We start from the raw sequence: 13,045 nt of genomic DNA on the forward strand, positions 1-13,045 counted from the left end.
TAGCCGTGAGGGTTATTAAATAATTGTTATCCGGAAGACAGGCTGGCATTTATGCCGGCTGCTGCTGCGTATGCATCGCAGGTTGGCAGGTGGATACCGGGGGAGAAAAACAGGGGAGCGGCGGAACGGATTTGTAAAAGATATTATATGCTCATATATTTGTTAGCTACAACTAACTAAATATAATATGCATTCAAATAAAACCTTAAATGTCATATTGCTTTCGGTGATTGCCGCGCTTTTTTTTATACCCTTTTTGGGCAGGGTACATCTGTTCGACTGGGATGAAATAAATTTTGCGGAATGTTCCAGGGAGATGTTGAAACTGGGCGATTACACGCGGGTGTATGTAGACTTTAAGCCGTTCTGGGAAAAGCCGCCGATGTTTTTCTGGATGCAAAGCCTGGCGATGCAATGTTTTGGCGTCAATGAATTTGCTGCCCGTTTTCCGAATGCCATCTGTGGTATCGTAACGCTGGTGGTCATCTATCTGTGTGGTTCCCGGGTGTACGACCGGAAGTTTGGTTTGTTGTGGGCGCTGGCCTATGGCGGATCTTTGTTTCCTAATATGTACTTTAAATCCGGTATCATTGATCCGTGGTTTAACCTGTTCATTTTCCTGTCGCTCTACTATTTCATTTTATATACCTGGAAGAGAAACGGGGTGGATAAAGAAGGTTTGAAAAAAACAGCGGTGACCTATGCGATCTGGTCCGGTATATATATGGGGCTGGCTATCCTGACCAAGGGACAGGTAGCGCTGATGATCTTCCTGATGGTACTGGGTGTGTATTTTATCTATAACCGGTTCCGTTTTTATTTTGGCTGGGGGCATGCTTTATTGTTCCTGGTAGTAGCCTCGCTGGTAACTGCCACGTGGTATGGTTATGAGACGGCAAAAAATGGTACCTGGTTTATTGCGGAGTTCATGAAATATCAATACCGTTTGTTTACCACGCATGATGCCGGCCAGGAAGGTTTCTGGGGCTATCACTATGTGGTGTTGCTGATCGGTTGTTTTCCGGCGTCGCTTTTTGCGTTGCCCTCCTTTTTCCGGTCGCAGTACAGCAGCCGTTTTGACAAGGACTTTAAGGTATGGATGCTGATCCTGTTCTGGGTGGTTACTTTATTGTTTACCATTGTACAGTCCCGTATCATTCACTATTCTTCTATGGCCTGGTTCCCGCTCACTTTCCTGGCTGCCTATACTTTCTACAAATGGGAACGGAAGGAGCTGAATTATAAAAAGTATGTAGGCGTACTCACGACGATCCTGGGTAGTATCATTGCCATTGTGTTGCTGGCGGTACCGCTGATCGGACTGAATATCAAAAGACTGATTCCTTATGTAAAGGATACTTTTGCGCAGGCCAATATGGCGGCGGAAGTGACCTGGAATGGTTCCGAAGGACTGGTGGGTATTATCATGGTATTGACCCTCATTGTTGGTATCCGGATGCTGAGAAAACGTAATTATGCCGGTGCTGCCTGGACGTACTTTGGCGGTACTGCGCTGGTGATTTTCCTGGCGGCAGCGATCATTGTGCCTAAAGTAGAAAGATATTCCCAGGGGGCGGCGATCGATTTCTTTGAAGCCAGACAAGGCGAAGATTGTTATGTAAAGGTATTGGGCTACTGGAGCTATGCGCCTTTCTTCTATACTCATAAAGAGAAGCCCACCAATGAAAATTCCTATAATGAAGAGTGGCTGCTGACCGGCAACATCGATAAGCCTGTTTATTTTGTGACCAAGGTAGACCGGGTGAATGATTACGCACAGTATACCTCTCTCAAGGAATTATACCGTAAAAACGGATTCGTATTCCTGAAAAGAGAACCGGTACAGCATTAAGTTGCTGTCTGTAAAATGATACGACGCCCCGGTCAGCAACGTTGTTGTTGACCGGGGCGTCACTTTTATACAGCTATTAAGTATCCCGCCTGAAAGGAGGGGACTGCATCGTCGCCCGTAAAACGGGAAACGCCGTGATCAGTAGCTTTGCTGCTGATCACGGCGTTTGCTTTATAAAAGCGGTTGTTCTTACTTCTTTTTCTTGCGGGAGAGGAAGCGGAGGAATTTACTCACCACTTTATCATTGGAGCCAAGCCATCCTTTGATTTCGGTGTAAACCGCCACCATCGCATTGTCCAGCTTCACCATGAGTTTTTTGTTGTCTTCACCCGGGCGTACCATGTAATGGGTGGCACGACGATAAGGCTGCGCTTCTTCGGTGTAATAATACAGGGCGATGGATCTTCTGTTTCTGTCTTCCGGACAGGTAGTAGGTTCCGGATGACCGTGATAGGAGTCTGCATCAGTATTGAAAATTACACAGCGGTTGAAAATGGGCAATACTTTCTTCTCACAGGCTTTCATTTCGGTATCCCATAATTCCAGTTTACCACCCCAGGCTTCTTCCCAGTCTTTATTCAGGTACACCAGTACGTTTACCCGGCGTTGCCAGTGACGGTGATGCGGGTGTACGGTGAAGTCGGCATGGATATTCAGGAATCCGCCTCTTTTAGACTGGTGAATACCACCACCTTCCAGCATATCATCCTTTTTCAGGTTGGGGATGCCAGTCAGTGTACTGAGAAACTGCAGGAATTCCGGCGAGTTCAGCTCATTGATGGTTTGTTTGATGGTAGTAGGCAGCAGGTCCAGTTTATTCAGCCCCGCTTTATTTTCATTGTAATGAACATAGTTGATCCATCCTTCGGTTTCATTTAACCTGTCAAACTCCTGGTTGCATTTATCCAATACATCCGGATTCATGAAATCCTCCAACACGATATGAGGATAAGGACTGGCTGTCTGGTATTCGTTACTTATGCCGGCAAGTTGTGCATTCCAATGATCGTAATCGAATAATTTTGTTTGTTGAGAGGTTTCCACTTTGTGAATTTTAACATGACTTGGAAAAGAAGCATAAATATAAATCAAAAATTAATCTGTTATAGTGCCGGGCAAAAAACGGGAGGTATTTATGGGAAATTCTCTCTGCAGGCTGGACCACTACATATGGGGAAAAGTCTTCCCGTTACGTTTATTATTGGTATTAAATTATTATCATATCTGTAAAATTAATATGCGTTTTGTTGATGAAATTTTCAAAGGCTTCATCCTCGCAGCTTTCGGCTGTTTTTAAAAACGATTGAAGTTATCTTGGCACGAAATGTGTTTTAGGGTGGTCGTTAGTCCGGAGTCATTTAAAAAATATACCATCTTTTATTGGATCGTCCTGTTGTTATGACTATGAGTATTGCCATAGTTTGCTAGAAGTAATCCCGGGAGTGAATGTTCCTGTTTTATCTGTTGACATTGTTATATATGAATCATGTTTATGCATGTAAAGGACCCTGGCATGTAGGAAAAATACCACTACTCATGTAAGCCGCAGTTGTAACGGCTATTGGTATGATTAATTATTAAGAAAAAACGAGACACCTATGCGTAATATTCTTTTGGTAGAAGATGATGAGTTTGTATGCAGAACCATTGAGATCATTTTAAGGAAACAGGCTTATACGGTTACCATTGCCAAAAACGGTCAGGATGCATTACAGTTTTTGAAGCAATCCACTTTTGACCTGGTCATCACAGACCTCATGCTGCCTTATGCGAATGGACTGGAACTGGTGAGTAAAATCCGCCATGAACTGCACCTGGGCATGCCTATCCTGGTATTGTCTGCTGTTACCCACGAAAAAACAGTAACGGAAGGTTTTGATATCGGTGTAGATGATTATCTGAAAAAGCCGTTTAACCCTGCTGAGTTAACATCCCGGGTAAACCGCCTGATTGAGCAAAAAGAAAAGCATACCCTCTGAACTAAATCATAGCCGTAATATAATGAATGTCATGTCGTCGTTCCGCCAGTGGCTGGCGGACCTGATCTACTATTTTGCTTATTTCCCGCTGGTTATTCAGATTGCGATTCTGGTGAGCGTATTTGCCGTAGCTGGTACGCTGATAGCCTACATATATATGATGCTATACCGGTGGCGAAAGGAAAGACGCTCCCAAAAAGAGCAGCCGGTTCGGGAGCTGGGAGATGCCCTGTTGCTGGAACATATCGTTTATAAGTCTGTCAATACGCCTGGTGAGCCGGTGGCACTGCCACTGGCTGCATTTCAGGAGCTGCCCCTGTCAACCGCCTGGGGCCGGGATATTTTTGTGAACCAGCTGCTGGAATACCGGATGAATTTCACCGGAGATATTCCTGATCTGCTCCGGCAGTTGTACCTGGAGCTGGGATTACATCAGCAGATGGCCGCAGCGCTGAAATCCGGCCGCCGCAAAGCCGTTATTGCCGCGTTGGTAGAACTGGCCGGCATGGGCGTATTGCTGGAGAAGGACTATATACTTACCCTCACCCGCAGCAAGGATAAATACATACGGGAAATGGCGCGCTGCTACATGGTACAATGTTCGCCTGATGCGCCGTTTGAATTCCTGGAACAGGTACAGGAACCCCTGTTGCCATGGGAACAGTTTGAACTGTTCCGGATTATCTCGCTGCGGAAAGATATTCCCGTACCTGACTTTGCCAGATGGATTGATCCGGCCTTTCATCCTTCTGTAGTAAGTCTTTGCCTGAAGCTGGCGACCTACTACCAGCAGCCCGCCGCTATCCCGGCGATTATCCGGTTGCTGGATACCCCCGACGAATCTTTAAGAGCAGCTGCCATCAACAGCCTCGGTAAGCTGATGGCCATCGAAGCAGAACCCCTGCTCATCGACAGGTATCCGCAGGAACCGGTTGCGGGTAAGCTGGAAATACTGAAAGCGCTGGGACGTATCGGTTCCGGACAGTACCTCGATTTCCTGCAGCAGGAGCTGGAACATACGGATGAACCGTTGCTGATGAAACACGCTGCCCATTCCATTGTTGCACACCACGCGCTGGCGGGTGGGCTGATTAACCGCTTACAGCATTCACTCACAGGATCAAGACAACTGGTATTACAACACAGTCTTAATCCCCTGATTAAATATTAATCATGTTTTCTTCTGTTTTTAAACATATCACAGACTTTTACGAAAGCGCCATATTTATTTATTGCGTCGGACTTTTTCTGTTTTACATTCTGCTGGCCGTGTTATCATTGATCGCCATCCGCCGCAGCATGTGGAAAAACAAAGTACGGGCGCAACAGATGCTGGTGGCCTCGCCGCTTACACCCGGCATTTCCGTGATAGCGCCGGCCTACAATGAAGGCGTTACCATTATTCCGAATGTACGTTCCCTGCTCGCCCTCAACTATCCCCGCTTTGAAGTGGTGATTGTCAATGATGGCAGTAAAGATGATACCCTGGAGCAACTGATCCATGAATTTGAACTGACAGAAGTGGATTTCTTCTACCGGCAGCAGGTGCCTTCGCAGGAAGTGAAACGCTTCTTCAAATCCACCAACCCGGCTTATTCGCGGTTGCTGGTACTGGATAAGGTAAACGGAAAAAGTAAAGCAGATGCGGTGAATGCCGGTATCAATGCTGCTTCTTTTGATTTCTTCCTGAATACAGATGTGGATTGTATCCTGAACCGCGATACGTTGTTACGCCTGGTGAAACCCTTTATGGATGATCCGGTGCGGGTAATTGCTACTGGTGCGCCTTTACGTGCTGCCAACTCCTGCGAGGTGGAAGCGGGTGTGATTACCAAAGTACGCGTACCTAAATCACTGTTGCCCCGCTTCCAGGAAATGGAATACATCCGTTCCTATCTGCTGGGGAAAATGGGCTGGACTTTTATGAACGCAGTACCCAACGTATCCGGTGGGCTGGGATTATTTGACAAAGATATTGTGATCCGCTCCGGTGGCTATGACCCGGCTTCTTTCGGAGAAGATATGGATATGGTGGTGCGCATGTGTATGTATATGTGCGAACAAAAGTTACCCTATCGTATCCACTATATTCCTGAAACCCTTTGCTGGACAGAAGTACCGGCTACCCTGAAAGTATTTTCCCGGCAGCGTATCCGGTGGGCGAGGGGCTTGTTCCAGATATTCTTTAAACATAGGAAAGCATTATTCAACCCTACCTACAGGAAACTGGGGCTGATCATGTTTCCCTACAACTTCTTCTTTGAGTTGCTGGCGCCACTGATAGAGTTTGCAGGTATCCTGTATTATATCTATATCGTGGTGAATCACCTGATCAACTGGGATTATGCGATCATCCTGCTGGTATTCATCTATACTTTTTCTATACTCATTACTTCTCTTTCTATTCTGTGGGATCAGCTGATATTCCGTTACTACAGCAGCTGGAAAGAAGTATTTCAGTTATGTCTGCTTTCACTGGCGGAACCGTTTGTATATCATCCGGTGGTGCTTTTCTGTGCTATCCGGGGTTACTTCAACCAGTTGATCGGAAAAAAACATAGCTGGGGAAATATGCAGCGGCAAGGTTTTGTGCAGGCTGCCACATCTCCTGAAAAAAAATAATCAAGCGTCATGTTCAAGTGTAGTGTGAAAAATATTTTTATAGCATTGGCCTTCCTGCTGGCAGGAACAGCCACCTATGCGCAACGGAGCGGACTCGTATCTTCCGATGTGTTATATAAGCTGGCACTCGATGCCCGCAAGGAAAACAAAGATTACGTAAAAGCCATCCGGCTGTGTAAAAAAGCGTTGTCACAAAGTCCGGACTATACGGATGTCCGCATATTGCTGGGCAGGTTGTATCAGGAAACGGGACAGCCTGTGGCAGCTGCTTTCGAATGGAATGTAGTGTTGAGAAAAGAGCCGGGCAATACAGAGGTATTGCAGGCATTGGTAAACCTGTATGATAGTCAGGGTAATCCTGCAGAAGCCATCTGTTACGTGGATATGCTGCTGGAAAAATCGCCGCTCGATAAAAACCTGTTGCTGAAAAAATACGGCATGGTCACTGCGGGTGGAGATGTGGTCACACAGGCCCGGCTCATGGCATTGTTACGCCTGCACTATGCCAGCGATCCGCAGGTAGCGGCACTGCTGAAAGATTACCAGCTGCAGGCTGCCCGTCAGGGTCGTAGCGCCGGTAATACCGATGGGGCACAGCGGATGTATGAGCAGGTATTACTGCGCGAACCTGATAACCGCGATGCGCTGGAAGGCCTGGCAGCTGCATTGGAAAGCCAGGGCCGTGCACAGGAAGCGATCACTTATTACGACCGCCTGCTCCACCTGTTCCCGGACAATACCACCTATCGCCTGAAACGTTCTGCTATGCAGCTGACAGCACGCAACTACACAGCTGCACTGGAAGATGCCCAATGGTTGTATCGCCACCATAAAGAGCAGCCACAGTTTAAGCAACACCTGACAGATGTGTACATGGCCATGGTACAACAGCCCGGTGGCGCGCCGGCTTATGCGGAGCAACTGCTTGCACTGCAGCCCCGCAATAAAGGAGCCTATGAGCAGCTGATCAATCATGCTTATGGTAAAGGAGATTATACTACGGCGAATAGCTGGTGTAATAAAGCGCTGCAGGTATTCCCAGGCGATGCGGAACTATTGAAAAAACAAGTGGGTATACAGGAAGCCATGCCCGATTATCCGGCGGCTACCCGTACCGCCCTGCAGTTGTTGCAACGTTATCCCGGCTCCGTGGAAACACAACGTTACAGCGGATTACAGCTGGCATATGCCAATAAGCTGATACGGGAACAACAGGTTACACAGGCGGTTGCCGTGTTACAATCAGCTTTGCAACAAGTACCAGGTGAACCGTCGCTCACCTTGCTGTTATCCAATATGCACGCTTTACAGGGTCATCCCCGGGAAGCCGTGGCATTGCTGGATCAGCTGCTGGCAAAACAACCGGCAGATACGGCGTTGTTATATAAGAAATCCGGTTTGTTGGAGTCCATGCAGGATTATCGTACAGCCGCCGGCGTTACCCGGCAGTTGCACACGGCTTATCCGGCTGATCTGCGCTACCGCCGTACCCTGGCAGACCAGTTGTTGGGCGCAGCCAGACAGGATATACAGCAACAACAGTATCCGGCTGCGAAAGCTGCCTTACAAGAAATATTACAATTCATGCCGGCAGAAAAAGCTGCCTGGGTATATCTTATTAACCTCGAAAATCAGCAGGGACAACCGCAACAGGCATTGACCTATACCACGGATGCATTGCATACGCTGGCAGCCGACTCGCTGTTATTGCAGAAAAAAGCGGCTTTGCTGCAGCAACTGGGCCGATATACGGATGCCGGCGTGATAGCTGCACAGCTGTACCAACGTTATCCGGCAGATACGGCTCTCCGGCAATTATACCTGGAGCAGTTGCTGGCGCAAGGCAAACAATGCCGGGAAAAACAACAGTGGGACAGTGCCTGGCAGTATTATCAGACCGCTTATGCGGTGGCGCCGGCAGATACGACGGTATTGACTTACCTGACCACAACGGCTACCGCTCGAAAACAATATGATACCACCCTGATGTATGCCGATAAAGGCCTGGCCTTATGGCCTGCACAGCCGGTGCTGCTGGCGCAGAAAGCCCATGCACTGGAACAGCTGCACCGGTATGCGGATGCCGCAGGCGTAGCCCGGCAGCTGTATGCCATACAGCCCGGCGAAAAAAAGTGGCGCGAATATGCGGATCACCTCAACGGCTATACGTATAAAAATCAGGCGGGCGTTATTTATATGCAATCGGTATATGATAAAAACCAGCAGCCGGCCAGTATTGTTTCTTTGCAGTATATGCGGCGGCACCAGCGGGGTACCGTACTGGGCAGGGTAAACTATGCTACGAGAGAAGCCGGCAGCGGTATACAGCTGGAAGCGGAAACGTATTACACGCACAACCCGCGCTATTATTCCTACGGACTGATTGGCTGGTCGGATGCGAAAGTATTTCCCCTGTTCAGGGCCGGTTATTCCTTATTCCGCAACTTCAACAAAGGTTGGGAAGGAGAGGTGGGCGCCCGCTATATCCGGAGCGATACCAGTAATAATTATTCCGCCGTATTTTCTGTCGGGAAATATTTCGGTAATTACTGGGCCAACCTGCGGGCCTTTTATACGCATGATGAACAACAGTGGTACCAGGCGTATACACTTACCAACCGGTTTTACCTGAATGACCGGCAGGACTTCATTGCCCTCATCGGTAATATCGGGGCTTCACCGGATGACCGCAGCCGTAACTTCCAGTTTGGTAACGTGGTAGGTTTTACCTCCACCTCCCTTACGGCAGGCTTCCAGAAGAACGTCCGGTCACGCGCTACCATAGGGGCTTATACCACCTGGACGCGGCAACAGATTGCCAAACAGCAATATGGTAATCAGTATGATGCCTATTTGTTGTTTCTCTGGAATTTTTAATAGCGCAACTCACCATCACTACGATATATCAGGCCGGAACAGGCGTCGTCAGGACGATTGTTCCGGCTTTATTTTGTCGTGTCCTGCCCTTAAGATTGTCACACCTGCACCCGCTGAAATTGATTTTACATGGGTAATTTTATAACAACAAAAACAGCACATATACTGTAGTTATTATAACCTGTATTCATCACCTTAAAATTGTTTCGTTATGGAAAAGCAACAGTTTCATGTTACCATTGATGCCACCCGGGAAAGAGTGTGGGAAGTACTGTGGGGAGATACCACCTATCCGGCCTGGACAGCCGCTTTTTGTGCCGGTTCCAGGGCAGAAACAGACTGGAAAGAGGGCAGTAAGGCGCTCTTCCTCGGCGACACAAATGATGGTATGGTGGCCATCATTGCGGCCAGTGTACCCGCTGAATTTATGTCTTTCCGGCATATCGGAGAAATAAAGGATGGCGTAGAAGACGTGACCAGCGACCGGGTGAAGGAATGGGCCGGCGCCATGGAGAATTATACCCTCAAGACTGTTAACGGCCAGACGGAAGTAACAATAGATATAGATGTAGCAGCAGATTATAAGGAGTATTTTATGACTACCTGGCCGAAGGCGCTCGACACTTTAAAAGCGATTGCAGAAAACAAGGCATAGGGTATGCCGCTCCTGAATGTATAACACTTTTCAACAATTGTGTAACAGGTAGTCTGCCGGCTTTCCGCAGTTTTGTAATGATTTAAACATAGATCCTATGTGGCACAATGATAAAATCGTTATAAAGGAAATGGTGGATGAAAGCTGTCTGCAGGCAGTAAAGCAGCTATTGGCGGTGTTACAGATCCCGGTGAAACAGCTATACCCGGGGCTGGTCATCCTCCGGTCTGCTTTAACCGCACAGGAAATGCAGAATTTGACTGCGCGGCTGGCAGCGCAGGGGTATCATCCGGAGCCGGATAAAACCGCACAAATGGTGCTGGCAGTGAAGGCGTTGGTAGCCACGGTTTATGGTGGCACTTTCCCCTTTACTGCCGGCTTCCTCTTTGGCCCCTGGGCCCAGGAACAGCTCGGGGAAGACTATCCGCATGCAGCCCGGTTGTTTGCTGCCACAACCGGTATGACCCCGGAAAACTATATCCTGCACTATCGGATAGAAAAAATAAAGGAATGGCTGGTATATACCGACGATTCTGTAGCAGCCATCGCTGCCCGCCTGGGATTTAAGCATGCCGTACAGCTGTCTGCACAGTTAAAGGCATACACGGGTTTAAATACCGCTTATTTCAGGAAGATCCGCCATGACAAGGCGTTGCTGCGTGCCCGGTCCTCCTCCGGGACTTAAAATTTTATACATTTTATACTGAATAGTATAACATTCCCGCGTTGTACCGGGCGTAATTTTGTATAAAATCAGCAAATATGTCATCAGCTATATCCGTACAACAGGAAGTAACTCCTAAAAAGCAACAACAGGCAGGTATTATTAAAGAAACGTTTCCCGTATTGGAAATGACCTGTGCTGCCTGTGCTGTCAGCGTGGAATCCATGCTGAAAACAGTGCCCGGCGTAACAGATGCCGGAGTGAATTTTGCCAATCAGTCTGCCTGGGTACAACATGCCCCGGAAGTAACCCCGGAAGCCTTACAGCAAGCTGTACGTGCGATTGGTTACGATCTCGTTATCACGAAAGAAAATCAGGAAGAAATAAAAGAAGCCGCTCAGCGCAAGCATTACCAGGAAATCAAACAACGCACGATCTGGTCTTCGCTGTTATCATTGCCGGTAGTGATCATCGGTATGTTCTTCATGAATATGCCTTATGGCAACTGGATTATGATGGCGCTGGCTACCCCCGTTGTATTTTTCTTCGGCCGCAACTTCTTTGTAAATGCCTGGAAACAGGCGCGCCACGGTAAAGCCAACATGGACACCCTGGTTGCGCTCAGTACGGGTATTGCGTGGTTGTTCAGTACTTTTAACACCATCTATCCGGAATTCTGGCACCAGCGCGGTTTACATGCCCACGTGTATTTTGAAGCTGCCGCGGTAGTCATTGCTTTTATCTCATTGGGTAAATTGCTGGAAGAAAAAGCCAAATCGAATACTTCTTCTGCCATAAAAAAATTAATCGGATTGCAACCTAAAACAGTCTGGAAGGTAGATACAACCGGTAACATACAGGAAGTGCCGATCGCCAGTGTAAAAGTCAATGACCTGCTGCTGGTGAAGCCCGGTGAGAAGATTCCCGTAGATGGTAAAGTCGTGAGTGGTACTTCTTATGTAGATGAAAGTATGATCACCGGAGAACCCGTACCGGTGGCCAAAGAAAAAGGTATGGCCGTTTTTGCGGGTACCATTAATCAGAAAAGCAGTTTTCAGTTTGAGGCAGAAAAAGTAGGCACAGACACTTTGCTGGCACAGATTATAAAGATGGTACAGGAAGCCCAGGGTAGTAAAGCGCCGGTGCAAAAGCTGGTAGATAAAATTGCCGGTATCTTTGTACCTGTGGTGATTGGGATTGCGATCCTTACCTTTGTGGCCTGGATGGTATTGGGTGGCGAGCATGCCTTTACACATGCCTTGCTTACTTCTGTAACGGTACTGGTGATTGCCTGTCCGTGTGCGCTGGGCCTGGCTACACCTACTGCCATTATGGTGGGTGTAGGTAAAGGCGCTGAAAATAACATCCTCATAAAAGATGCGGAAAGCCTGGAGCTGGCCCATAAAGTTAATGCGGTTATTCTTGATAAAACCGGTACTATTACAGCCGGAAAGCCGGTAGTGACCAATGTATTGTGGCAGGAAGAGGGAGCAGATCACAGCATACAACAGGCTGTATTGTACTCTTTGGAACAACAGTCTGAACACCCGCTGGCAGCAGCTGTTGTACAACATTTATCACAGCAGGCTGTGCAACCGGTAGCGCTTACACAGTTCAATAGCATTACTGGTAAAGGAATTGAAGGCACTTATGCCAATAGCAGTTACCTGGTGGGTAATAAACAATTAATGACGCAGACAGGCATCGTGATCACGGAATACTTTGCTGCACGGGCCGCACAATGGCAGGAAGAAGCCAAAACCGTGATTTATTTCGCCGGCGGGCAGCAATTACTGGCCATCGTAGCCATTGCCGATCAGATCAAGGAAACCTCCAAAGAGGCGATTGCAGCCTTACAAAGGGATGGCATAGCAGTTCATATGCTGACGGGAGATAATACCCACACCGCTGCCGCTGTAGCCGCCATGACAGGTATCACTTCCTTTAAAGGAGAAGTATTGCCGGCAGATAAAGCTGCCTTTGTGAAAAAATTACAGCAATCCGGAAAAGTAGTGGCCATGGTCGGAGATGGCATCAACGATTCGCTGGCGCTGGCACAGGCAGATGTGAGCATTGCGATGGGTAAAGGCTCCGACATTGCCATGGATGTGGCTAAAATGACGCTGATTACCGCCGACCTGAACAGCATCCCGAAAGCCTTGAAGCTGTCCCGTAAAACCGTGAGTGCCATCAAACAGAATCTTTTCTGGGCATTCATCTACAATGTGATTGGTATTCCGCTGGCTGCCGGTGTGTTGTATCCGGTGAATGGCTTCCTGCTGGACCCCATGATTGCCGGTGCAGCCATGGCGTTAAGTTCTGTCAGCGTAGTGGCCAACAGTCTGCGATTGAAAGCCGCCAGATTATAAGAAGGGATTTAAACAGATGATATACGA

Annotated in this window: 9 protein-coding genes; 8 read left to right on the forward strand and 1 reads right to left on the reverse strand. The window is 47.9% G+C overall.

The genetic code is table 11. The features are described from left to right. Positions 1-187 precede the first annotated feature (187 nt). Positions 188-1,852: an ArnT family glycosyltransferase gene (locus tag OL444_RS12075; RefSeq protein ID WP_264732943.1), complete on the forward strand. Its 1,665-nt coding sequence runs from the start codon at positions 188-190 to the stop codon at positions 1,850-1,852. Between the two features lie 189 nt (positions 1,853-2,041). On the opposite strand, the gene OL444_RS12080 is transcribed toward OL444_RS12075, so the two are convergent. Beyond that, the gene (locus tag OL444_RS12080) at positions 2,042-2,896 is read right to left on the reverse strand and encodes a 2OG-Fe(II) oxygenase (protein ID WP_264732942.1); all 855 of its coding nucleotides are present in this window, start codon (positions 2,894-2,896) and stop codon (positions 2,042-2,044) included. A gap of 554 nt (positions 2,897-3,450) precedes the next feature. Here OL444_RS12080 and OL444_RS12085 point away from each other — a divergent pair. The 7 genes from OL444_RS12085 (at position 3,451) to OL444_RS12115 (ending at position 13,018) form a co-directional block, all read left to right on the forward strand. Next, positions 3,451-3,831 (forward strand): response regulator transcription factor, encoded by a 381-nt coding sequence (locus OL444_RS12085; RefSeq protein WP_264732941.1) that lies wholly within the window; start codon positions 3,451-3,453, stop codon positions 3,829-3,831. A 31-nt stretch (positions 3,832-3,862) separates the two neighbouring features. After that, positions 3,863-5,002: a HEAT repeat domain-containing protein gene (locus OL444_RS12090; protein WP_264732940.1), complete on the forward strand. Its 1,140-nt coding sequence runs from the start codon at positions 3,863-3,865 to the stop codon at positions 5,000-5,002. A 2-nt stretch (positions 5,003-5,004) separates the two neighbouring features. After that, entirely contained in the window at positions 5,005-6,453 is a 1,449-nt protein-coding gene (locus OL444_RS12095) for a glycosyltransferase family 2 protein (protein WP_264732939.1), read from the forward strand. Positions 6,454-6,462: 9 nt separating this feature from the next. Further along, positions 6,463-9,330, forward strand: a complete 2,868-nt coding sequence (locus OL444_RS12100) for a tetratricopeptide repeat protein (protein ID WP_264732938.1) — start codon at positions 6,463-6,465, stop codon at positions 9,328-9,330. A 211-nt stretch (positions 9,331-9,541) separates the two neighbouring features. Further along, positions 9,542-9,985 (forward strand): SRPBCC domain-containing protein, encoded by a 444-nt coding sequence (locus tag OL444_RS12105; protein WP_264732937.1) that lies wholly within the window; start codon positions 9,542-9,544, stop codon positions 9,983-9,985. 97 nt (positions 9,986-10,082) lie between these two features. Then, positions 10,083-10,670, forward strand: a complete 588-nt coding sequence (locus OL444_RS12110) for a helix-turn-helix domain-containing protein (RefSeq protein ID WP_264732936.1) — start codon at positions 10,083-10,085, stop codon at positions 10,668-10,670. Positions 10,671-10,747: 77 nt separating this feature from the next. Continuing rightward, positions 10,748-13,018, forward strand: coding sequence for a heavy metal translocating P-type ATPase (locus OL444_RS12115; protein WP_264732935.1), 2,271 nt, complete (start codon positions 10,748-10,750; stop codon positions 13,016-13,018). Positions 13,019-13,045: the final 27 nt, after the last annotated feature.

It is taken from the genome of Chitinophaga nivalis (assembly GCF_025989125.1).
Lineage (GTDB): Bacteria > Bacteroidota > Bacteroidia > Chitinophagales > Chitinophagaceae > Chitinophaga > Chitinophaga nivalis.